Genomic DNA, 23266 nt, shown 5'->3' on the forward strand with positions numbered 1-23266 from the left:
GAGTTTGCACTGCCATTATTGTACTTGGCGCAGACTTTGTAGCTGTATTATTGACTAACAGAAAGGAGTTACTATGAATCTGACTGATTTCTACAAGACTTATCCGGACGAGGAAGCCTGTGAGCGTGCTCTCAGGGAATATCGCGAATGCAACACCCTTTATTGCCCGGAATGTGGCGGTCTGCACCTCAGTTGGAATCCAAGTCACAGGTCTTGGACATGTACGGATTGCGATCATGAGACGACTCTTCGTTCAGCTACCGTGATGCAGGGCAAACTTCCGGTTTTCGACTGGTTCGTGGCAATGTTTCTGATTGCAGGCACCAAGCGGGCCATTTCCGCTTTGGAGGTACAGCGCCGGCTTGGAAGGAAGCGGTATCAGCCGGTCTGGGAAATGATGCATAAGCTGCGTGACGTGATGGGAAAGCAGGACAGTCTCTATCGGCTGTTTGACCAAGTGGAACTCGACGAGGGTTTCTTCACCACGGAAACGCCTGACAGCGGGAAGTGCGACCCTTTCAAACGCGGGCACGGAAGCCAACGGAAAAAGGCAGTCCTTGTCATGGCGGAGAGTTCTGTCCCCACAGATATGCCAGCCAAGAAATACAGTACGTGTAAAAAGGTCGGTCACATCAAGATGATGGTCATACCTGACTTGAAAGCTGCAACGGAGGAAGACAGGGTAAAGAGGTCGGTGGATGCGAAGGCGGAGGCAACGACCGATGCCGCCGATTCTTATTCAACACTCGTCAGGAATGGTGTGGTTGCCGGACATGAAACTTATGTCATGAAGGACAAGGCCATGGTCGGCAGGGTGCTCCCGTGGGTACACATATCCATCAGCAATGCCAAACGCAGTATTCTTGACACATATCACGATGTCAAAGCAGACTTCCTGCAGCTCTATCTCAATGAGTTCTGCTATAAGTTCAACCGGAGATATTTCAGCTTCTACCTTTTTGAAAAGCTTGAACTCTGCGCATGTACTAATAGAACGAGTTTCAAACATCGAATTTACTGATTTGGATGATTGGGGATATTCATTAACTTTTATATGTGGAAAAGGTTTACCGGACAGCAATAATTGAAGATATTCCTGAACTTGCACATTGGCAAAGAAAAAGTGGATATCCTGTGAAAGGATACCCACTTATTTGACAGGTACGCTTTTAAATTACGCTCTTCGGCATAAGTGACAAAAAGAGACCTAAAATCTCTTGTAATCCCTTTATTTACTATAGTTTTGGGCAAAAACTTTTCGATGACAAAAAATCTGCTTTCATTGCGGCTCTCATCGCACCATTAAAAAGGGTAAGGAGAATGGTTATCAGCGTTGGTTTTGTAAAGACTGTAAACGTTATTTTATAGGACGCCGTCGCTTGAAAAAGGAAAATTAGGCTTATATGACAAAAAGAGACCCATTTTAGGTCTCTTTTTGTCATATAAGCCCGCTCTTCTATTTTTGTTTTTAAGAAAGGGAGGGGACTCAAGCCGGTTTTGAGGGCATTTGAGTCCTACCCAAAGAGCTTTACACAAGTCCCAACTGCTTCTTGATGGCCTCAGCCTTTTCGGTGCCTTCCTTGTCGCACCGTTCGTAGCAGCCTTCGCATTTCATTTGGCCCTTAACCTCAATATAGAATTTGATCTTAGGTTCGGTGCCGGAAGGACGAACACTCACCTTGGTACCATCTTCACAGAACCACTGAAGCACATTGCTCGTGTCGGGCATGTCGAGTTTGGTAACAGAGCCGTCAGCGTGGCGGGCCTCAAGTGTCTGGAAGTCTTTCCATACGGTGATTTTCGAGCCAGCAAGTTCTGTTGGAGGATTGTGACGGAAGTTTTCCATCATCTGTTTGATTTCGTCAGCACCGGTTTTACCGGGGCGCACTACATTGATCGTCACCTCTTTAGAGAAACCGTATTCAAGATAAATGCCCAACAACAGTTCGTACAAGGTCTTGCCCTGATCCTTGGCATAAGCGCAAATTTCAGCCAACAGACTCATGGCACTCACGGCATCCTTGTCGCGCACGAAGTCCTGTGCAAGGAAGCCATAACTCTCTTCACCGCCACCGATATACTTTTGCTTACCTTCGGAAATGCGGATTTCTCGTGCAATCCACTTGAATCCGGTGTAGCAATCGCGCATCTCGATGCCGGCTTTGTCGGCAATCTTCTTGATAACCTCTGTTGTGACAATGGTCTTGACGATGAAATCAGTCGGCTTGAGCAATCCCTTAGCCTTGCGGTTGGTGATGATATAATAAAGAAAGAGCAAGCAAGTCTGGTTACCGTTGATGAGCACCCATTCGCCCTTGTCGTTTTTACAGGCCATACCCACGCGGTCTGCATCGGGATCAGACGCCATTACAATGTCTGCATCCAATGCCTTTGCGTCGCGTATAGCTAAGGTCAACGCCTCGCCATTTTCAGGATTCGGACTGACAACGGTGGGGAAATCGCCGCTTCTCACCATTTGTTCCTTGACGCAATGCACGTTGTCAAAGCCCCAATATTTCAGCGACCGGGGAATCATGGTCATACCTGTACCGTGGAGCGGTGTGTAGACAATCTTCAAATCATGTTGCCGCTTGATGACTTCGGGATCGATACTCAAGGTTTTGATCTTCTCAATGTAGAGCTGGTCGACTTCCTCACCGATAGTCTGTATAAGGGCTTTATTGCCTTTAAACTTGACATCTTCTACCTTCACTTTGTTCACTTCATCAATGATGCCCTTGTCATGGGGAGACAGCACCTGCGAGCCATCCTCCCAATAGGCCTTATAGCCATTGTATTCCTTGGGGTTGTGACTGGCTGTGATGTTCACGCCTCCCTGACAGTGGAAATGGCGAATGGCAAAAGAGCATTCGGGCGTGGGGCGCATATCGTCAAAGAGGTACACTCTGATGTCGTTGGCTGAGAAAATATCAGCTACTGTCTCGGCAAATTTCCGACTGTTGTTGCGGCAGTCGTGGCACACAACCACAGCAATGTCGTCTTTCCCGGCAAAATTCTTTTTCAGGTAGTTGGCAAAGCCTTGTGTTGCCATACCTACGGTGTAGATATTCATGCGATTGCTGCCGGCTCCCATGATGCCGCGCAGTCCGCCTGTACCAAATTCGAGATCCTTATAAAAACTCTCAATGAGTTCCGTCTTGTCGTCAGCCTTGATTTTTGCTTCCACTTCCTTGCGTGTGTTTTCATCGAACGCAGGAGAAAGCCATGTCTTTGCTTTTGCTTCGCATTGAGCAATTAATTCTGTGTTGTTTGCCATAAGTTTGTTAAGTGTTAAAAATGTAAATTATATCGCAAAGATAATCATTTTAAATGATAAAACAAGTGAGAATGGAGTTTTTTTTGTAATTTTGTGGTCTTATAACAAGTAATCGCACATGCAACTGAACTATACTGGCGTTATCATAGCCGTCGGAACGTTCCTCATCATAGGAATCTTCCATCCCGTAGTCATCAAGGTGGAGTACTATACGGGTACCCGCTATTGGTGGCTATTTCTTTTGGTAGGCATTTTTCTTATTGCGGGAGCCTTTTGCGTGCCCAATGTCATCACCTCTTCTTTCCTTGGTGTCATCGGTGCTTCGTCGCTTTGGGCTATAGGTGAAATTTTTGCCCAAAAGAAGCGGGTTGAGAAAGGCTGGTTTCCGATGAATCCCAAGCGGAAAGGCGAATATGACCGTCTTCCGCCGGAAGACAACTAAAATATAGTTGGACTTTTCAATCTTCAATTATTAATGTAGATTTCATGAAGACCGAATTGTTGTTGGTGGGTAAGACTGTCAATAGACATTTTGTAGCCGGTATTGCCGACTATACCGAGCGTATAGGTCACTACATGCCCTTTAACATAACGACCCTTCCGGAACTTAAGAACACCAAAAATCTTTCTGAGAGTCAGCAGAAGGAGCGGGAAGGGGAAATGATATTGAAGTTTTTGCAGCCTTCTGATACGGTGGTACTTCTCGATGAGCACGGGATAGAGTTTCGTTCGCTTGAGTTTGCGACATGGCTTGGGAAAAAGCGCAACGTTGCCCGGCGGCTTGTTTTTGTTGTCGGTGGGCCCTACGGCTTTTCCTCTGCCGTATACGATCGGGCCGACGAGAAGGTTTCGTTGTCGCGTATGACTTTTTCCCACCAGATGATCAGGCTCATATTCACGGAACAGATATATCGTGCCTGTACGATTATTAAGGGTGAGCCTTATCACCATGAATAGGCTGTTATGCCATCGGTGTGCCCGCAGGTAGGAGGAGAAGAGTTTTCAGAGACAGTACGTTTGTCATTTAGGTAAAAAGAATCATTGCTATGGCCAATCAATATATAGAGGTAAAAGGGGCAAGGGTAAACAACCTCAAGAACATTTCGTTGAAGATACCCCGCAACAAGTTGATTGTCGTGACCGGTGTCAGCGGTTCCGGCAAATCTTCGTTGGCTTTCGACACGTTGTATGCCGAGGGGCAGCGAAGATATGTAGAGAGCTTGTCTTCATACGCCCGCCAGTTTTTGGGCCGCATGGGCAAGCCCGAATGTGATTTCATCAAAGGTTTGCCACCGGCCATAGCCATCGAGCAAAAGGTGATTTCACGTAATCCCCGGTCTACTGTCGGCACGTCTACAGAGATTTACGAATATCTGCGACTGCTCTTTGCAAGGATAGGAAAGACCATCTCTCCGGTCAGTGGTGAGGAAGTCAAGAGACACACGACAGAAGATGTTTTGGCGTGTCTCCGGCAGTTTGGAGTCGGCACTAAGTTTTGTGTCCTTGCTCCTTTGCACATCGTGGAAGGGCGTACACTATCCCGACAACTCGAAATGTACATTCAGGAAGGCTATTCCCGAATATATAAGAATGGGGAGATAGTACGTATAGATGATTTTCTTGCTTCTTCCACTTCCGATGCAGAGGGGCAGTGCCTAACAGAAAAAGAGGAAGGTAAAGATATATTTCTGGTCATCGACCGCATGAGTGTCAGCGAGGAAAAAGACCAGATATCCCGTCTGACAGATTCGGCCGAAACCGCTTTCTACGAGGGTGACGGTGCTTGTCGTCTGCTCATACTGCCAAGCAACCAGACTTTTGATTTCTCCACCCGCTTCGAGGCCGACGGCATCAAGTTTGAGGAGCCCAACGACAATATGTTTTCTTTCAACTCTCCGTTGGGTGCTTGCCCCACTTGCGAAGGCTTCGGATCGATCATTGGTATTGACGAAAAACTCGTCATACCCAACACGTCGCTCAGTGTCTATGACGGATGCGTGCAGTGTTGGCATGGCGACAAGATGAAAATGTGGCAGACTGAGTTTTGCCGGAGGGCTGCCAAAGATGATTTTCCCATCTTCAAACCCTACTTTGAACTGACCCGCCGGCAGAAAGACATGCTTTGGCATGGTCTGCCTTCCGAGCGCGGAAACGACATTCACGAGCAGGTGTCCATTGACTCTTTCTTCCAGATGGTGAAGGAGAATCAATACAAGATCCAATACCGGGTCATGATGAGCAGATACCGTGGCAAGACGGTGTGTCCCGATTGCCACGGCACACGGCTGAAGAAGGAAGCCGGCTATGTGAAAATCGGTGGCAGGAGCATCAGTGACTTGGTGGAAATGCCGGTCACCAATCTGAAAGAATGGTTTGACAAACTCCGGCTTTCCGACCATGAGACTGAAGTGGGCAAGCGCCTGCTTACGGAGATCAACAACCGCTTGCAATTTTTACTGGATGTCGGTTTAGGCTACCTTACACTTAACAGGCGTTCTAACTCTCTTTCGGGGGGCGAAAGCCAGCGCATCAACCTCACCACGTCGTTGGGCAGTTCGCTTGTGGGCAGCCTCTATATCCTTGACGAACCGAGCATAGGCCTGCACAGCCGCGACACTGACCGGCTCATTCACGTGTTGAAGGAGTTGAGAGATTTGGGCAATACGGTCATCATCGTTGAGCACGATGAAGAAATCATGCGTGCGGCTGACTACATCATCGACATTGGCCCTGATGCGGGCCGTCTTGGGGGCGAGATTGTGTTTGAGGGGCCTTTGAAGCTGTTGACCGGGGAAGACAGTGCGCAAGCTGCTGTCAGCCGTCAGGCCTCCCTTGACTATCCGTTGAGCCACACGGTGAAATTTCTGACCGGAGAAGATGTCCTTGAACTTCCGGCCAGCCGACGAAGATGGAACTACGCCATCAAACTCGAAGGTTGCCGGATGAATAATCTGAAAGGCATCACGGTCGAATTTCCACTCAATGTGCTCAATGTGATTACGGGTGTCAGCGGTTCGGGAAAGTCATCTTTGGTCAAAGGCATTCTCTTTCCTGCACTCAAACGCCATTTGGACGAGGTGTGCGATGCGCCGGGCGAATATACAGCCCTTGGCGGAGACTGGCAGCAGATCAAACATGTGGAGTTTGTCGACCAGAATCCTATTGGCAAAAGCACGCGTTCCAACCCGGCCACATACGTAAAGGCCTACGATGCCATCCGCAATCTTTTTGCCGAACAGCCGTTGTCCAAGCAGTTGGGCTTTACTTCACAGTATTTCTCGTTCAATGCCGAAGGGGGAAGATGCGAAGAGTGCAAGGGGGCCGGTGTCATTACTGTTGAGATGCAATTCATGGCCGACCTTGTTCTTGAGTGCGATTCGTGCCACGGACAACGGTTCAAGCGTGACATACTGGATGTCCGGTTTCATGAAAAGAACATCAACGATGTGCTCAATATGACCATATCCGAAGCGATAGAGTTTTTTGGTCGGTACAGCGAGAAGACCATCGTTTCGCGCCTGAAGCCTCTTGAAGATGTCGGTCTCGGTTACATCAAACTTGGTCAGAACTCAAGCACGCTCTCCGGTGGTGAAAACCAGCGCGTCAAACTGGCCTATTTCATCGGTCAGGAGCGACAGGAACCCACCTTGTTCATCTTTGACGAACCGACCACGGGACTGCATTTCCATGACATCAAGCGCCTTATGGCTGCCCTGAATGCCCTCATAGAGCGAGGCCACTCTGTAATTGTCATTGAACATAATATGGATGTCATCAAGTGCGCCGACCATATCATTGATTTGGGGCCGGACGGCGGCGACAAAGGGGGAAACCTCGTTATTGCCGGCACACCGGAGGAAGTTGCCCACTGTAGAGAGAGCATTACGGGCCATTTTTTGAAAGCAAAACTATAAACCAACCATTCACGATGGTGCTACAATATATCATAGTCGGACTCATCCTGCTTGCAGCTCTTTTCTATGTGGCTTATCTCATCAGAGAGACGATTTGCCATGCGAATGACAAGTGTTATGGATGTGCGGGCTGTGCCATCCATGACCGGCTCAAACGCAAACGGTGCAAGGCAGAAAAGGATGCACAAACAAAGGGAGCGAAGGGGAGACTATCCAAGTCTTCATGATGCGTATGGGGGCTCTGCATTGTCTTGGAATTTCTTAACAGATTTGCATTCCCGACTTTTGAGTCGTATCTTTGCAATGGCAAGGGAAGCGTGTAGACGTTTCCCTTTTTTAAGTCTCCAACGCTCCCTCCTGCTCCCAACCTGCTAAAGGGGGCCTTTTCATGCAAGGATGACTTTCTAAAAGAGCCACTCCGAGCCTCTCACTCGGCCCAAACGAGCTTCCAAGTATGGCCCTTTTGCATGATCGTTCAGCCCGAACCACCTTTTTTTGACTGCGTTCCGAACTCTTAAATGAACTTTAGGGTGGCCGCTATATTTTTGGATGAAAACAGGATGTAAAGCCTTTTCTCGTTTTTGCTATAATTTGCACTATATGCTTGTGAAAACGGATGAAGAGGGTAGAAGGTATAAAATAAGGGAAGACCTTGTAGCGGTCTTCCCTTATCCTATATGCCGGAAAACATTTTCTTTTACGCTCCGCAGAAGAATAATACGATGAGCTGTGCCGTAAAGATTCTGAGGAACATGCTTAACGGATACACAGTGGAGTAGCCTATTGCTGGAGCTTCGCCATTACAAACACTGTTGGCGTAAGCTAATGCAGGCGGATCGGTGTAACTTCCTGAGATCATTCCCATAATCGTAAAGTAGTTGAACTTATACTTCAATCTTGCAAATGTGCCTACAAGGAGAATTGGGATAATCGTAATGAGGAAACCCGTGTACACGTATTTCAATCCGTCACCTTGGACAACCGTATGCCAGAATGCATCACCGGCCTTGATGCCGACCGATGCAAGGAAAAGGACAAGGCCGAACTCCCGCAGCATCATGTTGGCCGAGGTGGTCGTATAGGTGACAAGCCCCATGCGATAGCCGAAACGACCAATGATGATGGCTATGATCAGCGGGCCACCGGCCAGACCCAGTTTTAAAGGCACCGGCATACCGGGCAGTGCTATGGGCAGACTTCCGAAGATGATGCCTACAATGATACCTACAAAGATGGTGGCAATGTTGGGCGCATTGAGACGCTTTTCCGAGTTGCCCATCATTTCAGCTACGCGATTCACATTCTCTTCAGGACCTACCACCATAACACGATCGCCCACATGGAAGTGGTGATTACGGCTGGCAAAAAGATCCATGCCTTGGCGGGTGATGCGTGTGACATTCACACCGTAGAGACTGGAGAAGTGCATCTTGCCGAGCGATTTTCCGTTCATTGATGAGTTGGTCACCACAATACGACGGCTGATCATGGGTTGGGGCTGATGCTCCTCGTCCCAGTCTACATTGATGACGGGGCCGATAAATGCTTGAATAGCTTCGGCATCAGACTCAGCGCAAACGATTAGCACTTCGTCGTTGAGTTCAAACTTGGTGTCGCGATTGGGAGTACTGAGATGCCCCTCGTGCATGATGCGCGTGCAAACAATGTCCCTGTTGAGAAACTGGGAAATCTCTTGCAACGTGCGTCCGGCAATGTAGGAGTTGTCCACTCGCAGGTGCATCGGGTGGGGCTTGGCATGAGGATTATCAGCTTCCGCGTCTTTCAACAGTTCGTTCTCTTCTTCAAACTTAACTTTACAAATGAACTTTATAGCGAGGGTGGCTCCGATAATACCCAAAACGCCTAACGGATAGGCACACGCATAGCCCGAAGCTATAGAGGGAGCCTGCCCGTCGGGAAATACGGAATGCAGGGCTTCGCTCGCAGCTCCAAGTCCGGGGGTGTTGGTCACGGCTCCATAGAGCGTACCCACCATCATGGGTAGGTTTACGGGATTGCCGGTATCGAAGAAGATGTAGTAGCAGGCAAACATCACAAGGATGTTGAGCATCACCGTGACGGTGCTCAGCATATTGAGTTTGATGCCGTCTTTTCCGAAGCTCTCGAAGAAGCCCGGACCCACCTGCAAACCGATCATGAAGACAAACAGAATGAGGCCGAAGTCCTGAAGGAAGTTCAGCACCGGCAGCGGACCGGTGAAACCGATGTGTCCGGCAACAATGCCGGCAAACAGAACGAAAGTCACACCCAAGGAGATGCCGCCTATTTTAATCTTACCCAGATAGACACCGACCGCTATAACAATAGAATAGAGTAGTGCTATGTGCGCTACTCCATCCTGTTGTCTGAATAGATTTATTAACCAATCCATTCTGTCTCAATTACTTTTCGATAGCTGCTACACCGGGAAGCACCTTGCCCTCAATGGCCTCAAGCAGGGCACCGCCACCGGTAGAGATGTAAGAAACTTGGTCGGCAAGACCGAACTTGTTGATACATGCCACGGAGTCGCCGCCACCGATGAGGGAGAAGGCACCTTCCTTGGTTGCTTCGGCCACAGCTTCGGCAATGGCTCTGGAACCACCGGTGAAGTTGTCGAACTCAAAGACACCGGCAGGTCCGTTCCAAAGAATGGTCTTGGCACCCTTGATAGCGGCAGCAAAAGCCTTGCGGGTTTCGGGGCCGGCATCCATGCCCTCCCAACCATCGGGAATGTCGTTGGAGGGTGCAACTTTCTGGTTGGCATCGTTCTTGAAGTCATCGGCGATGATGGAGTCGGTTCCGAGGACAAGGTTTACCCCGTTGGCTTTAGCCTTCTTCATCACGTCGAGAGCCACATCGAGCTTATCATTCTCGCAGATTGACTTACCGATTTTACCACCCTGAGCTTTGGCGAAAGTGTAGGTCATACCGCCACAGAGGATCAGATTGTCCACCTTAGTCAGCAGATTCTCAATGATGCCAATCTTGGTGGATACTTTAGAGCCTCCCATGATGGCTGTGAAGGGACGTTGGATGTTGCCCAAAACGGCATCCACGGCCTTCACTTCCTTCTCCATGAGGAAGCCGAGCATCTTGTGTTCTTTATCAAAACTGTCGGCTATCACGGCAGTGGAAGCATGCTTGCGGTGAGCAGTTCCGAAGGCATCCATCACGTAAACGTCTGCGTAGGAGGCGAGCTTCTTGGCAAACGCTTTCTGGCGTTCTTTCATTTCAGCCTTAGCTGCATCATATTCGGGTGTACCTTTCTCCACGCCTACAGGCTTGCCTTCCTCCTCGGGATAGAAGCGGAGGTTCTCAAGCAATAGAGCTTCGCCACCCTTCAGAGCTGCAGCCTCTGCATCGGCATTGGCGCAGTCTTTGGCAAACTTTACGTCTACGCCCAAAGCATCGCTGACATTTTTCACGATTTGAGAGAGTGAAAGTTCGGGCTTAACTTTGCCTTTGGGTTTACCCATGTGGCTCATCATGATCAGTGCGCCACCATCGTTAAGCACTTTTTTCAGTGTAGGGAGAGCACCGCGAATGCGGGTGTCATCGGTTACATGACCGTTCTCATCCAAGGGGACATTGAAGTCCACACGCACAATTGCCTTGTGACCGGCAAAGTTGAAGTCTTCGATTTTCATTTTTACCTTAAATTATTTTATCGATTTATAATACTTAGGCTTTATAACACTTGCAAATTTACTGTTTTTTATTTACATCTCAACGCCTTTGTAGAAGTTTTTTGTATTTTTGTGCGTTACAATCGGCGAATGTAAAGTCGAGTTGCCAAAACCGTCGAGTGGCTCCGACTTTTATCCTTCATACACCGTCGGGTCTTCGATGCCTGCCTCGGCCAGTGCCTCTTTCCGCTCTATGCAGGTACCACACTTCCCACAATGCACAACTCCGCCTTTATAACAGCTCCATGTCTCGCGATAGTCGATGCCAAGTCGTTTGCCGATGCTTGCTATTTGGCCTTTCGTGATGTCCGTATAAGGAGCTGAGACACCTACGTTGATGAATGTCCCGTAGCGTGCGGCCTTGTCTATGGCGTGGATAAATTCGGGGCGACAGTCAGGATAGATGGTATGGTCACCACCGTGGTTGGCTATCAGCACCTTTTTCAGGTTGTGGCTTTCTGCAATGCCTATGGCAATGGAGAGCATAATGCCATTGCGGAAGGGCACCACGGTCGATTTCATGTTGTCGGCTTCATAGTGCCCCTCGGGGATGGCATCAGCCCCATCCAACAGACTGCTTTTAAAATAGCGGTGCATGAAATCGAGATTGATGACGATGTGTTTGATGCCGAGACGCTCGCAGTGCATTTGGGCAAAGGGTATTTCCCGGGCATTATGATTACTGCCGTAGTCGAAAGAGATACCGAGGGCTATCTCGTCTTTTTTGTCATAAAGCAGCGTGATGGAGTCCATGCCTCCACTGACAATGATTGCTGAATCTTTCATATCCTATTGAATATAATATGGTGATTGGTGTTACTGATATGTTGGAAAATGGAGTGGGGGGTGTCTTGCCTATCCGAACAATACGCGCAAGGCTTCTTCCACTTTCCTCACGGGATGAATTTCTATCTGAAACTTTCTGTGGTCGAAACCATTGTGGTTGTTCTTGGGGATAATAATGTGCCGAAACCCGAGTTTCTCAGCTTCGGCAATGCGCTGCTCTATCCTGCTCACCGGCCTCACTTCGCCGCTAAGCCCTACTTCACCGGCCATGCACCAGCCATTCTCAATGGCTGTGTCCACATTGCTTGAGAGTACGGCTGCTATGACGCTAAGGTCCATAGCCAAGTCGGTGACTCGCAAACCGCCGGCAATGTTGAGGAATACGTCCTTTTGCATGAGCTTGAATCCCACACGCTTCTCCAACACGGCCAAAAGCATGTTGAGACGGCGTTGGTCAAAACCCGTGGCCGAACGTTGGGGCGTGCCGTATGCAGCACTTGAGACAAGGGCTTGCGTCTCGACAAGGAAAGGGCGAACACCCTCTATGGCACTGCTGATGGCTATTCCGGAAAGACCCTCCCTGTTTTCTGTCAGGAGCAGTTCCGAAGGGTTGGCTACGGGGCGCAAACCGCTTTGTTGCATCTCGTAGATTCCCAATTCAGAGGTGCTTCCGAAGCGGTTTTTGATACTTCGCAAGATGCGGTACATATAATGCTGGTCGCCTTCAAACTGAATGACGGTGTCCACGATGTGCTCCAATATTTTAGGACCGGCCAATGTGCCTTCCTTGTTGATGTGTCCTATGAGAATCACGGGCACACCACTGGTCTTGGCAAAACGAAGGAGCGATGCGGCGCATTCCCTCACTTGGGTGATACTGCCCGGCGAACTGTCCACTTGATCGGTGGAAATCGTCTGGATGGAGTCTATAACGATAATTTCGGGCTTGACCTCTTTGATGTTCTCGAAAATCTTTTCCAATGACGTTTCGCAAAGAATGGATATATTGTCACCTGCGGCCTGCCCTGTGTGTTCTTGAGAGGTTGTGATGCCGGCTGCGATGCGCTCGGCCCGCAACTTGATTTGATGCTCGCTCTCTTCTCCGCTTACGTAGAGTATCTGGCGGTCGCCCATACTCAGGATGGTCTGAAGGGTGAGTGTGCTTTTACCGATACCGGGCTCTCCCCCCAACAGAATGATACTTCCCGGAACCATGCCACCGCCCAGCACGCGGTTGAGTTCATTGTCGTGCATGTCAATGCGGGGCTCGGCTTGTGAAGAGATGTCACGCAACTTGATGGTGCGTCCGCTTCCCCTACCGCCAAACATTGATGCAGCTCCGCCATGCCGCAAGGTCATGGCGGCATGGCGGGCAGCTTCTCCTCCGTTGTCTCCGGAGATTCTGATTTCCTTAAACGTGTTCCATTGTCCGCAACTCGGGCATTTTCCGACCCATTTGGGAGATTCCTGTCCACAGTTGTTACAAACGTATGCGATTTTATCTTTAGCCATGATATTGAAGTTTTAAGCCATAAGGCCAACAAATATACGAAAACTTCGGCAGATGGACAATTTTAGACTTTAGTTTTTAAAAAGAAAAAGCAGCACACCATAAGGACGTGCTGCTTTTATATAAAATTTGTGCAATGTACGCTTAATAGCTGCGTGCAATAATGACGCGACATTTGGCCGGTTTGCCGCTTACCATGTCTACACCCGGAGTTTGCTCGTAGGCAAAGGGCACGCAACGTATGGTGGCCTGCGTATCTTCTTTGATCTTGGCCTCTGTCTCAGGTGTTCCGTCCCAGTGGCAAAGATAGAAACCACCGTCCTTGATACGTTCCTTGAATTCTTCATAGTTGTCGCATTCGTAGACGTGGGCATCACGATAATTCTTGGCTTTTTCGAGAAGATTCTTCTGAATGTCCTCTAAAAGTCCTTCCACGCGTTCTGCAATGCCGTCAAAGCTGACGCTCTCTTTCTCAAGCGTGTCGCGGCGCATGATTTCTATGGTGTTGTCTTCAAGATCGCGACCACCCATCACAAGACGCACGGGAACGCCTTTAAGTTCGTAGTCGGCAAACTTGAATCCCGGACGCTTGTTGTCAGCATCGTCATACTTCACGCTGATGCCCATGTCGCGCAACCGGTCGATAACAGGTTGAAGTTTAGCATTGATGGCCTGCAGTTGGTCGGCACCTTTGGTGATGGGGATAATCACCACTTGAATGGGAGCCAACTTGGGAGGAAGTACAAGGCCATTGTCGTCTGAATGCACCATAATCAAAGCACCCATCAAACGAGTGGAAACACCCCAAGAAGTGGCCCAGACATATTCAGGCTTGTTATCTTTATTTAAGTAGGTAACATCGAAACTCTTGGCAAAGTTCTGCCCGAGGAAGTGTGAAGTGCCGCTTTGGAGAGCTTTGCCGTCTTGCATCATGGCCTCAATGGTATAGGTGTCCAAAGCTCCGGCGAAACGTTCGGTTTCGCTCTTCACACCTTGCACTACAGGAACGGCCATCCACTCTTCGGCAAACTTAGCATATACGTGCAACATCTTCTTGGCCTCTTCTTCCGCCTCTTCCCGTGTGGCATGGGCCGTGTGGCCTTCCTGCCAAAGAAATTCGGAGGTGCGGAGGAACGGGCGTGTTCTCATTTCCCACCGCATCACATTGCACCACTGGTTGCACATGATGGGGAGATCCCGCCAGGAGTGAATCCAGTTTTTATAGGTGTTCCAAATGATGGTTTCCGATGTCGGGCGGATGACAAGTTCTTCGTCGAGGCGGGCTGCGGGATCAACTTCTACGCTGCAACCGTCTTCGCTTGATTTCAGTCGATAGTGTGTAACCACGGCACACTCCTTGGCAAAGCCCTTGACATGTTCGGCTTCACGTGAGAGAAAGCTTTTGGGGATAAGTAAAGGGAAATAAGCGTTTTGAGCACCGGTCTCCTTGAACATTTTGTCCAGTTGCTCTTTCATTTTCTCCCAAATGGCAAACCCGTATGGTTTGATAATCATACAGCCACGCACCGGTGACTGCTCAGCCAAGTCGGCCTTAACTACCAAATCGTTATACCACTGACTGTAATTGTCGGCGCGTTTGGTCAAATCTTTTAATTCTTTTGCCATAATTGCTTATGTTTTTTATATTTCAATTTCCTAATAAAGAGACTCGGAAGTCTTGTTTCGCGTGCAAAAGTACTAAAAAAAGTTGGTAAAAAACATATATTGATGAAAAAAGCATTATCTTTGCACGACGTATTTAAACGAAACAAATAATTAGAGATTATGAAAAAGATGCAAATGTCCGTCGCAGCAATGTGTGCGCTTTTGGTAATGAGTTGCAGCACGGTGAACAACGTTGCCGGGACAAGCGGTTCGAGTACACGTAATGGAAGTTATATCGGTGCCGGTGCCGGTGCTGCCGCAGGTGCCGCCCTTGGAGCTATTCTCAATCACAGCCATCATGGAACCGGTGCCTTGGTGGGTGCTGCCATCGGGGCTGTTGTCGGTGGGACCGCCGGCAATCTTATCGGCCGACACATGGACAAGGTGAAGAAAGAGGTGGAACAGCAGGTGAGCAATGCCAAAGTGGAGGAGGTAACCGATGCCAACGGTCTGAAAGCCGTCAAGGTGACTTTCGACAGTGGCTTGCTCTTTCCGTTGAACAAAAGCACGTTGAGTGCAAGTTCCAAGACCGAACTGGCCAAATTCGCCACGGTATTGAAGAATGATCCTCAGTTGGCTGTCGACATTCAAGGATACACCGACCGTACGGGCGGGGACAAAATCAACATACCTTTGAGTCAAAGTCGGGCAGAGAGCGTTGCCTCTTATTTAAGAAAACAGGGCGTAGGCTCTTCCTCATTCAAGAATGTGACCGGTTTTGGCAGTGCCAATGAAATCGAAAATGCGGCTGTCAGTCAGGTTAACCGTCGCGTGGAGGTCTATCTTTATGCCAGTCAAGAGATGGTTAATGCGGCTAACAACGGCACTTTGAAATAGTGTTCTGACAGATTAAATGCAATGAATTAAGTCAATGAGGCGCGCCTCCGTGTGCGCCTTTTTTATGTTTTTATATCAAAACCATGCTGGAGAAACTGTTAAGAATCGTTAGATGGATTTTGGTAGGCTTTTTTGTCTCTACCATTTTGGCAGTGGTATGCCTTCGCTTCATTCCGGTTTTCATCACGCCCCTTATGGTTATCCGTTGCGTGGAACAGGTGGGCGGCGGTGAGTCAATCAAGATGCACCATCATTGGGTGCCGATGGAGGAAATTTCCCGTCACATGCCGGTAGCGGTGATGGCAAGTGAAGACCAACGCTTCCTCAAGCATCATGGCTTCGATTACAATGCCATCGAGAAGGCTGCCATCCACAACATGAAAGGCGGGAAGAGACACGGGGCCAGTACCATCAGTCAACAGACGGCCAAGAATGTCTTCCTGTGGCCCGGCCGCTCGTGGATTCGTAAAGGCTTTGAGGTGTATTTCACTTTTCTGATAGAGATGATGTGGAGCAAGCAACGCATCATGGAAGTCTACCTCAACAGCATTGAGATGGGGGACGGCATCTATGGTGTGGATGCCGTGGCAGAATATCATTTCAACACCACGGCCTCCCAGCTGTCACGCAGCCAGTGTGCACTCATAGCTGCCACGCTGCCCAATCCCCGTCGTTTCAACAGTGCGGCCCCGGGTGAATACATGCGCAAACGTCAACGCCAGATAGAGCATGAGATGCGCTTCATCCCCTCCTTCCCGAAAGAAGGGGAAGATGTCGATCCGAAAACCGTTGTAGGAGGAGCCTACAAGAAATAATCATTAAGCACAACTATGGTAGATTTGCTTTCCGAACTCAATGATTCCCAGCGCGAAGCGGTGGAATATATAGATGGGCCTTCGCTTGTCATAGCCGGTGCCGGCTCTGGGAAAACCCGTGTACTGACCTACAAGATTGCTTATCTACTACAACGCGGCGTGAGACCCTACAACATTCTTGCCCTCACATTTACCAACAAGGCGGCGACTGAGATGAAAGCGCGCATCGGCAAACTGGTGGGCGAACGGGACGCTTTGGCCTTGCGCATGGGCACTTTCCACTCCGTGTTTTCCCGCATTCTGCGCGTCGAGGCGGCACATATAGGCTACAACTCCAATTTCACCATCTATGATGAGTCGGACTCACGCTCGTTGATTAAGACTATTGTCAAGGAACTTGCAGCCGGAAACGAGAAGATGGATGAGAAACAATACAAGTCTGCCACTGTGCATAACTGTATCTCCCGGGCCAAAAACCGTTTGATTACGGCTGAAAAATATGCCAATGATTCGGCTCTAATGGCACGCGACCGTCAACAAAATATGCCGGCCATAAGTCGTATTTACACTCTTTACGCCGATCGTTGCCGGCAGGCCAATGCCATGGACTTCGACGACTTGCTCGTACTCACTTACCAGCTTTTTGCTGAGCATCCTGATATAAGGGAAAAATATGCCCATCATTTTGAATATGTGCTTGTAGACGAGTATCAGGACACCAACTATGTCCAGCAGTGCATTGTGCTCCAACTCACACGCGATCATCAGCGTGTGTGCGTGGTGGGTGACGACTATCAGAGCATTTACGGTTTCCGTGGAGCCAATATTGATAACATCTTGCAGTTTAACGAGTTGTACAACGATCCGAAGCTCTTTAAATTGGAGCAGAACTATCGCTCCACCCGCAATATTGTGAAGGCGGCCAACAGTTTGATGAAACACAACGAGCGACAGATACCCAAAGATGTGTATAGCGAGAATGACGAGGGGGAGAAGCTCATCTACAAACCTGCCTACAGCGATAAGGAAGAGGCTGTCATTGTGTGCAATGAAATCAAGCGCATCAAGCGCAAGGAGGGAGGCGACTATCGTGACTTCGCCATTCTTTACCGCACCAATTCCCAGAGCCGCAGCCTTGAAGAGGAGATGAAAAAGCAGCACATCCCTTACCGCATCTATGGCGGACTGAGTTTCTATCAGCGCAAGGAGATCAAAGACATCATAGCCTATTTCCGCCTTGTGATCAATCCCGACGACGAGGAGGCTTTCAAACGCATCATCAATTATCCGGCAAGGGGAATCGGTAACACCACCATCCAAAAAATTGCTGCGACGGCTGTCGAACAGGGTGTCAGCTTTTGGACGGTCATCATGTCGCCCGGACATTACGGGCTCTCGGTCAATAAGGGAACCTTGGCCAAGATAGATGCTTTTCGCAGTCTTATAAGTTCTTTCATGCTTAAAAGTCTCGAGTTGGACGCTTATCAGTTGGGACAAATGATTATCAAGGAGAGTGGAATCTCGAAAGATATATTCTCAGGGGTTGACCCCGAGTCCCTTTCCCGTCAGCAAAACCTTGAGGAGTTTCTTGCAGGAATGCAGGATTTTGTGGAGAGTCAGCGCGAGGAAGGCAATGAGAATCAGGTCTTTTTGGCCGATTTCCTGCAAGAGGTGTCACTTCTCACCGATTTGGACAGCGACGAGGGCGACGACACCAACCGGGTGGTGATGATGACCATTCATGCCGCGAAGGGATTGGAGTTTCCCACAGTGTTTATCGTAGGGTTGGAAGAGAACATCTTCCCCAGTCCGTTGTCGGCCAACTCTCCCCGCGAACTTGAGGAGGAGCGCCGCCTGCTCTATGTTGCCATCACCCGCGCCGAGCGTCACTGCATACTCACCAACGCTCAAAATCGTTGGCGTTTTGGCTCCATGCAGTTTGACACTCCCAGTCGTTTTATATACGACATCGATCCGTCACTTATTGAGGAAGAAAGGATGGGAGCTTCTTATTCGGGTGGAAAATCTTTCCGTACGGGGCGGAATGGGGACTCCTACGGTGATGCTTTCCAAGACCTGCCTTTCTCTCGGAATGACACGCCTGAGTGGATGGAGGATAGGCTAGGCTATCCCCGCCCGGCATCATCTTCCTATCAAGGGCACACACCGACTCCCCGTGCCGTGTACCAACCGTCTCAGAAAGTGGAGCGGGGAAGTGGTGCTCCCGGCTCCGTGTCCGGTATGCAGTCGCTGAAGCCTATGCGGCAGGTTGCAGAAACCCCTTCCTCCCCTTCCTCTTCTGTTCAAGTAGGAGCATTGGCCGAAGGCACAGTCATAGAGCACCAACGCTTTGGTATAGGAACAGTAATTAAGGTGGAAGGAAGCGGTGAAAACGCCAAGGCCACCATTGAGTTTAAGAATACGGGCACGAAACAGCTGCTCTTGAAATTTGCCCGCTATACGATCATCAAGTAGTTTCTGATAGAGGCCGCTCTCAAGGAATTACTTGCAGGCGCATGTTGTCGAGATCGAATATCACTTTGCTAAACCACTGAAAGACATCCATGCCCAACAAGTCGGTGAAGTCCCGGTCTTCGACAATCCTCACCTCGGGCATTTTGCACCGTAGTCCTCCGATAGTCAGGATGAAGTCGTGCAGGGAATGTTGCCTGATATTTTGTATTCCTCCGATGCCCCAATAGCTTATCGTGTCGGTGGGGAGCCGGATTATCTTTTCTTTATTCCCTTCGAAAAAATGTTTTCCGAGCATACTCCAAGGCGCTCCGAAGTCGGGCATGCACATATAATGTTTTCCCTCGTGTTCATATTCCATCCGCAGGCCGCCGGTCTGACTGTCAAAACACAGGTTCGGCTCTATATGTTCAGACGGCGCACCGGCCTCTGTGTCAACGCGTATGCGCCGTGCTTTAAAGTCGATGTCAAGCCGGCTTAAAGCAAGCATCATCGGCACTCCCACGATGGCATTGATTTTATGTGAATAGCCTATGTTGGAGTTCATGTCAGGCAGATTACTGACGATGAACGGCACGTGCCCGAACACGACATTCCCCACACTCATTTCCCGGGCTATGACCAAAGCTTCCTCCAAGTCCTTGCTTCCTCTTACGGGCATACTTACACCGGTTTTTGTCAGGTTCAACCGGTCGGCCAACTCTTGTGACACCACGTTCATGGCTGCTCCCGTGTCAAATATAAATCGGACTCGCTCACCGTTGATTTCACCCTCAATCAGCATGACAACCGACTGCATGTCATGCTGTCTCACGGTGTCAACTTGGAATGGTATTTCCACTCCTCCGTATGGCCGGACATAGTGCATGGACTTGTTTCTTCCGATGGTCTTGTAGTATTGCCAATAGGCTGCATAGCCCGCCAACACCTCTTTGCCGAAGACTTCTTGCTTTTGTTTCAGCCACTTCTCCAGCAGTGATGCAGCCTTAGAGTTTTTGCCCCGCCTGGACAGGTTGGAGGCCAGCAGATAGGAGAGCCACAACTGGGTCTCGTCGTCCGTGCGTTTGTCTTTTAAGAGACGCTTCATCTTTTTGTAGCTACCTTTTTGGAGAAAGGCATTTCCTATCATGGCATCGGCATATCTTCTGGTATAATCATTCCATTCGGAAGACTCGCTACGGTATAATCTTCGTAAGTCAAACCACCGGCTATCATCTATCAACGATAGGACAAGACTGTCTTTTCCCTGTGCCATGATTCCGGCATGGGAGAAAGCCAACATTACTAAAAGGAATATGCCCAAGCGCTTCATAGCTATACTTTTAAGTTGTAAAGTGGTCAACGAATTCTGGTGTGTGGGTGTTGTCGTCATGTCTTGTTAGCATGAATGGCGTTTTTTCCCGGCTTTTATGAAGGTAAAGTCTTCTATCTGCAAATTTATATCTTTTTTCGAGAATAAGCGCGGAGTAGCTGTAAAAAAGTTTTAGATTGGATGAAAAGAACTGTAAGAAATCGTTCTTACATGTTATTTTTCAACCTTAAATGCGTTGGCACAACGGCATCCGAGTTTTCTTGTCTCCCTGCATCCTTTTCCGTGCGAGGCTTTTGCACCATCGGTGCATGGGCCTTGCACCATCCGTTCGGCAGCCAAGCGCGGTGCGTGCAAAGGCTCCGCACCATTCTTGATGGAATCCCGTTGCGGCGGGAAATGGCAGAAGTGGTGGTCTCGCTTTTTCCTTTTAGTGTTACGCCCACGCTGCTGGGGGACAACTGCCCCGAAAATTACTCGTTCTACTTTGCTGCTAATGCCTATGCAGAGCTCTCGCCCACGAAGCATCTTTAGACTAAGCCTTTTCCACAAGATGCCATCAACAACTCGTGTAATGGAAAAATTACACAAAACATAGAAAAATGAATGATATAAAAAAAATCTTTGTTATCTTTGCAATGGTTGTTGCCACAGGCGCAGCTAAAGTGCAGGCGATCGTGACGGCAACTGTCGGTGGACAGACAAGCTCTAAGTCTGACGACAAACTGGTGAAAGGCAAGAAATATCTTCTTGCAGACTTTTGGGCCAGTTGGCGTCTCCCTTATCATATTGAGATTCCTGACTTGAAAAAGATTCGGACTGTGGAGATGACCTTTGGGACGATTTGCTTGAGGTACACCATAACACAAAGCTAAATGAACAGAACAATGAAGAAAGCGATGACACTGGCGCTCCTGCTGATAGCGGTGATAGCGGCCAACGCACAAATGCTCACTCCCGTGAAGTTTACCGCACGGCTCGTAACCAACGGTTCGGCAGAGGCTGAGATCGTATTTAGTGGTAAGATAGATGCCGGTTGGCATGTCTATTCCACCGACTTGGGCAACGACGGGCCCTTCGGTGCCACTTTCCATACCGATCGGCTGGATGGAGTGGAACTCGTGGGCAAGCTCAAAGCCCGTGGAAACGAGTTGTCCAACTATGATAAACTTTTTGGAATGAAACTGCGCTACTTTGAAGGGAGCGTGCAGTTTGCGCAGCGGGTGAGGTTTACCAAGCCCACTTATAAGATTGCTGCCTATCTTGAATATGGCGCATGCAACGACCAAAGCTGTCTGCCTCCAACTTCTGTTGATTTCAAGAGTTCCGGCAAATCACCTGCCGTAACCGCCGGCAAGGAAGGCTTAGATAAGGGTGCGACGAAGCAGCCGGCAGATCCGGCTTCTCCGGCTTCCGGGCAGGAAGTGACTAAAGGAGCTCCTACCGCAGCTTCGGCAGCTGATTCTCTTGCCGCTTTGAAAGTCGATTCGTCCACCCAAGTAGCCCCGTCGGCAGGAGAGTCTTTGTCAGCAGCAGACAAAGATGTACTCTGGCGGCCTGTGGCAGACAAGTTGCAGCAACTGGGGGGCAATGGCAATCTTGGCAATCACTCTCTCTTTTATATCTTCTTTATGGGCATTGTGGGTGGACTGTTGGCCCTCGTGATGCCTTGCATCTGGCCCATCATCCCCATGACAGTGAGTTTCTTTCTCAAACGGGCCAAAGATGACCGCCGAAAAGGAATCCGCGATGCCGTGACTTACGGCATATCCATCATTGTTATTTATCTGGGGCTGGGCATCCTTGTGACTGCCGCCTTTGGCCCCAACACGCTCAATGCCCTCTCCACCAATTCTGTTTTCAACATCTTCCTCTTCCTTTTGCTCGTGGTTTTTGCCGTGAGTTTCTTTGGTTGGTTTGAGATAAAACTGCCCGACAGTTGGGCCAACAAAGTCGATTCCAAGGCCGGTGAGGCCACCGGACTGTTCTCGATATTCCTCATGGCTTTTACCCTCGTGCTGGTGAGTTTTTCATGCACGGCCCCTATCATCGGGCTGTTGCTGGTGGAAACCGTCACCTCCGGCAACTGGGTGGGCCCCGCTGTGGGGATGGCCGGCTTTGCATTGGCTTTGGCTGTGCCGTTCACGCTTTTTGCTCTATTCCCTACGCTGATGAAAAAGTCACCCAAGAGCGGTGCATGGATGAATCAAATCAAGGTGGTGTTAGGCTTCATAGAATTGGCCTTTGCGCTCAAGTTCCTCTCCGTGGCTGACCTTGCATACGGGTGGCACATCCTCGACCGTGAAACTTTTCTCTCGCTTTGGATAATCATCTTCGTTGCCCTTGGGGCCTATCTTGTGGGTTGGCTCAAGTTCCGCAGTGACGAGACAGGCGGCGACATCGCCCGTCCGATGCCGGTACCAAGCATCATGGGGGGACTGTTGTCGTTGGCTTTTGCCCTCTACATGGTGCCAGGCCTGTGGGGTGCGCCCTGCAAGGCGGTGAGTGCCTTTGCTCCACCTATCAATACGCAGGACTTCAACCTCAATACCAAGACTGTGGAAGCAGCCTACACCGACTATGAACAGGGTATGGCAGCTGCCAAGGCGCAAGGAAAACCGGTGCTCATCGACTTTACCGGATTCGGTTGTGTGAACTGCCGCAAGATGGAAGCGGCTGTGTGGACTGATGCTTCGGTGGCCGACCGGCTGACGAAAGACTATGTGCTCATTAGTCTGTTTGTGGACGACAAGACACCGCTAGCCTCTCCCATGGAGGTGGATGACAACGGTCGCAAGCGCACTTTGCGCACCGTGGGCGACAAGTGGAGCTACTTGCAAAGCCATAAGTTCGGTGCCAACGCGCAACCTTTCTATGTGGCTGTCGACAGCGATGGCAATCCACTCACGGGGGCTTACAGCTATAAGGAGGATGTGCCTGCCTATATAGAGTTTTTGGATAGGGGATTGGCGAGCTTCAAAACCCGATAAAG

19 protein-coding genes are annotated in these 23266 nt (G+C 49.5%); 12 read left to right on the forward strand and 7 right to left on the reverse strand.

The annotated features are described in order from the left end of the window. Positions 1–73 precede the first annotated feature (73 nt). Positions 74–1021 carry an IS1595 family transposase gene (locus HMPREF6485_RS08470; protein WP_004345976.1) on the forward strand — a complete coding sequence of 316 codons (948 nt, stop codon included), beginning with the start codon at positions 74–76 and terminating at the stop codon, positions 1019–1021. Between the two features lie 250 nt (positions 1022–1271). Next, positions 1272–1397, forward strand: coding sequence for an IS1/IS1595 family N-terminal zinc-binding domain-containing protein (locus tag HMPREF6485_RS14530; RefSeq protein WP_456154110.1), 126 nt, complete (start codon positions 1272–1274; stop codon positions 1395–1397). A gap of 131 nt (positions 1398–1528) precedes the next feature. Here HMPREF6485_RS14530 and HMPREF6485_RS08475 read toward each other — a convergent pair whose 3' ends face one another. Next, on the reverse strand, positions 1529–3277 hold the full coding sequence (locus HMPREF6485_RS08475; RefSeq protein WP_004345977.1) for a phospho-sugar mutase: 1749 nt from the start codon (positions 3275–3277) through the stop codon (positions 1529–1531). 118 nt (positions 3278–3395) lie between these two features. Here HMPREF6485_RS08475 and HMPREF6485_RS08480 point away from each other — a divergent pair, with 118 nt between their 5' ends. The 4 genes from HMPREF6485_RS08480 to HMPREF6485_RS08495 all read left to right on the forward strand — a co-directional run bounded on the left by HMPREF6485_RS08480 (position 3396) and on the right by HMPREF6485_RS08495 (position 7418). Beyond that, positions 3396–3719, forward strand: a complete 324-nt coding sequence (locus HMPREF6485_RS08480) for a DUF4491 family protein (RefSeq protein ID WP_004345980.1) — start codon at positions 3396–3398, stop codon at positions 3717–3719. A 44-nt stretch (positions 3720–3763) separates the two neighbouring features. Further along, positions 3764–4234 carry a 23S rRNA (pseudouridine(1915)-N(3))-methyltransferase RlmH gene (gene rlmH / locus HMPREF6485_RS08485; protein ID WP_004345981.1) on the forward strand — a complete coding sequence of 157 codons (471 nt, stop codon included), beginning with the start codon at positions 3764–3766 and terminating at the stop codon, positions 4232–4234. An 89-nt stretch (positions 4235–4323) separates the two neighbouring features. Next, entirely contained in the window at positions 4324–7191 is a 2868-nt protein-coding gene (gene uvrA, locus HMPREF6485_RS08490; RefSeq protein ID WP_004345982.1) for an excinuclease ABC subunit UvrA, read from the forward strand. Between the two features lie 14 nt (positions 7192–7205). Then, positions 7206–7418 carry a hypothetical protein gene (locus HMPREF6485_RS08495; protein ID WP_004345983.1) on the forward strand — a complete coding sequence of 71 codons (213 nt, stop codon included), beginning with the start codon at positions 7206–7208 and terminating at the stop codon, positions 7416–7418. 470 nt (positions 7419–7888) lie between these two features. On the opposite strand, the gene HMPREF6485_RS08500 is transcribed toward HMPREF6485_RS08495, so the two are convergent. The 5 genes from HMPREF6485_RS08500 to proS form a co-directional block, all read right to left on the reverse strand. Further along, positions 7889–9583, reverse strand: a complete 1695-nt coding sequence (locus HMPREF6485_RS08500; RefSeq protein ID WP_004345984.1) for a putative transporter — start codon at positions 9581–9583, stop codon at positions 7889–7891. A 10-nt stretch (positions 9584–9593) separates the two neighbouring features. Further along, a complete protein-coding gene (locus HMPREF6485_RS08505) occupies positions 9594–10841 on the reverse strand; it encodes a phosphoglycerate kinase (RefSeq protein WP_004340896.1) in 1248 nt (415 codons plus the stop codon). Positions 10842–11012: 171 nt separating this feature from the next. Then, positions 11013–11666: a 7-cyano-7-deazaguanine synthase QueC gene (gene queC, locus HMPREF6485_RS08510; RefSeq protein ID WP_004345985.1), complete on the reverse strand. Its 654-nt coding sequence runs from the start codon at positions 11664–11666 to the stop codon at positions 11013–11015. Between the two features lie 69 nt (positions 11667–11735). Then, on the reverse strand, positions 11736–13178 hold the full coding sequence (radA, locus tag HMPREF6485_RS08515; protein ID WP_004345987.1) for a DNA repair protein RadA: 1443 nt from the start codon (positions 13176–13178) through the stop codon (positions 11736–11738). Between the two features lie 142 nt (positions 13179–13320). After that, positions 13321–14802, reverse strand: a complete 1482-nt coding sequence (gene proS / locus HMPREF6485_RS08520) for a proline--tRNA ligase (protein WP_004345989.1) — start codon at positions 14800–14802, stop codon at positions 13321–13323. A 159-nt stretch (positions 14803–14961) separates the two neighbouring features. Between proS and HMPREF6485_RS08525 the strand changes: the two genes are divergently transcribed. The 3 genes from HMPREF6485_RS08525 to HMPREF6485_RS08535 all read left to right on the forward strand — a co-directional run bounded on the left by HMPREF6485_RS08525 (position 14962) and on the right by HMPREF6485_RS08535 (position 18968). Further along, a complete protein-coding gene (locus HMPREF6485_RS08525) occupies positions 14962–15678 on the forward strand; it encodes an OmpA family protein (RefSeq protein WP_004345990.1) in 717 nt (238 codons plus the stop codon). A gap of 83 nt (positions 15679–15761) precedes the next feature. Further along, a complete protein-coding gene (mtgA, locus tag HMPREF6485_RS08530; RefSeq protein ID WP_004345992.1) occupies positions 15762–16493 on the forward strand; it encodes a monofunctional biosynthetic peptidoglycan transglycosylase in 732 nt (243 codons plus the stop codon). A 15-nt stretch (positions 16494–16508) separates the two neighbouring features. Next, on the forward strand, positions 16509–18968 hold the full coding sequence (locus HMPREF6485_RS08535) for an ATP-dependent helicase (protein ID WP_004345993.1): 2460 nt from the start codon (positions 16509–16511) through the stop codon (positions 18966–18968). Between the two features lie 19 nt (positions 18969–18987). Here HMPREF6485_RS08535 and HMPREF6485_RS08540 read toward each other — a convergent pair whose 3' ends face one another. Continuing rightward, positions 18988–20277, reverse strand: coding sequence for a pepsin/retropepsin-like aspartic protease family protein (locus tag HMPREF6485_RS08540; protein ID WP_004345994.1), 1290 nt, complete (start codon positions 20275–20277; stop codon positions 18988–18990). Between the two features lie 180 nt (positions 20278–20457). Between HMPREF6485_RS08540 and HMPREF6485_RS14365 the strand changes: the two genes are divergently transcribed. The 3 genes from HMPREF6485_RS14365 (at position 20458) to HMPREF6485_RS08555 (ending at position 23264) form a co-directional block, all read left to right on the forward strand. Beyond that, entirely contained in the window at positions 20458–20808 is a 351-nt protein-coding gene (locus tag HMPREF6485_RS14365) for a hypothetical protein (RefSeq protein WP_248622266.1), read from the forward strand. A 68-nt stretch (positions 20809–20876) separates the two neighbouring features. Then, a complete protein-coding gene (locus tag HMPREF6485_RS08550) occupies positions 20877–21149 on the forward strand; it encodes a hypothetical protein (protein ID WP_004345998.1) in 273 nt (90 codons plus the stop codon). 12 nt (positions 21150–21161) lie between these two features. Beyond that, a complete protein-coding gene (locus HMPREF6485_RS08555; protein ID WP_169310393.1) occupies positions 21162–23264 on the forward strand; it encodes a protein-disulfide reductase DsbD family protein in 2103 nt (700 codons plus the stop codon). Positions 23265–23266: the final 2 nt, after the last annotated feature.

Source organism: Segatella buccae ATCC 33574 (assembly GCF_000184945.1).
Taxonomy (GTDB): Bacteria; Bacteroidota; Bacteroidia; order Bacteroidales; family Bacteroidaceae; genus Prevotella; species Prevotella buccae.

What these genes read in the sequence shown, in the direction of transcription:
- radA (WP_004345987.1), bottom strand. Translation starts at nt 13,178, where the DNA reads ATGGCTAAAGATAAAATCGCATACGTTTGTAACAACTGTGGACAGGAA.
- queC (WP_004345985.1), bottom strand. Translation starts at nt 11,666, where the DNA reads ATGAAAGATTCAGCAATCATTGTCAGTGGAGGCATGGACTCCATCACG.
- proS (WP_004345989.1), bottom strand. Translation starts at nt 14,802, where the DNA reads ATGGCAAAAGAATTAAAAGATTTGACCAAACGCGCCGACAATTACAGT.
- HMPREF6485_RS08550 (WP_004345998.1), top strand. Translation starts at nt 20,877, where the DNA reads ATGAATGATATAAAAAAAATCTTTGTTATCTTTGCAATGGTTGTTGCC.
- HMPREF6485_RS08540 (WP_004345994.1), bottom strand. Translation starts at nt 20,277, where the DNA reads ATGAAGCGCTTGGGCATATTCCTTTTAGTAATGTTGGCTTTCTCCCAT.
- mtgA (WP_004345992.1), top strand. Translation starts at nt 15,762, where the DNA reads ATGCTGGAGAAACTGTTAAGAATCGTTAGATGGATTTTGGTAGGCTTT.
- HMPREF6485_RS08470 (WP_004345976.1), top strand. Translation starts at nt 74, where the DNA reads ATGAATCTGACTGATTTCTACAAGACTTATCCGGACGAGGAAGCCTGT.
- HMPREF6485_RS08535 (WP_004345993.1), top strand. Translation starts at nt 16,509, where the DNA reads ATGGTAGATTTGCTTTCCGAACTCAATGATTCCCAGCGCGAAGCGGTG.
- HMPREF6485_RS08480 (WP_004345980.1), top strand. Translation starts at nt 3,396, where the DNA reads ATGCAACTGAACTATACTGGCGTTATCATAGCCGTCGGAACGTTCCTC.
- HMPREF6485_RS08475 (WP_004345977.1), bottom strand. Translation starts at nt 3,277, where the DNA reads ATGGCAAACAACACAGAATTAATTGCTCAATGCGAAGCAAAAGCAAAG.
- HMPREF6485_RS08555 (WP_169310393.1), top strand. Translation starts at nt 21,162, where the DNA reads ATGAAGAAAGCGATGACACTGGCGCTCCTGCTGATAGCGGTGATAGCG.
- HMPREF6485_RS14365 (WP_248622266.1), top strand. Translation starts at nt 20,458, where the DNA reads ATGAAAAGAACTGTAAGAAATCGTTCTTACATGTTATTTTTCAACCTT.
- HMPREF6485_RS08505 (WP_004340896.1), bottom strand. Translation starts at nt 10,841, where the DNA reads ATGAAAATCGAAGACTTCAACTTTGCCGGTCACAAGGCAATTGTGCGT.
- rlmH (WP_004345981.1), top strand. Translation starts at nt 3,764, where the DNA reads ATGAAGACCGAATTGTTGTTGGTGGGTAAGACTGTCAATAGACATTTT.
- HMPREF6485_RS08525 (WP_004345990.1), top strand. Translation starts at nt 14,962, where the DNA reads ATGAAAAAGATGCAAATGTCCGTCGCAGCAATGTGTGCGCTTTTGGTA.
- uvrA (WP_004345982.1), top strand. Translation starts at nt 4,324, where the DNA reads ATGGCCAATCAATATATAGAGGTAAAAGGGGCAAGGGTAAACAACCTC.
- HMPREF6485_RS08500 (WP_004345984.1), bottom strand. Translation starts at nt 9,583, where the DNA reads ATGGATTGGTTAATAAATCTATTCAGACAACAGGATGGAGTAGCGCAC.
- HMPREF6485_RS08495 (WP_004345983.1), top strand. Translation starts at nt 7,206, where the DNA reads ATGGTGCTACAATATATCATAGTCGGACTCATCCTGCTTGCAGCTCTT.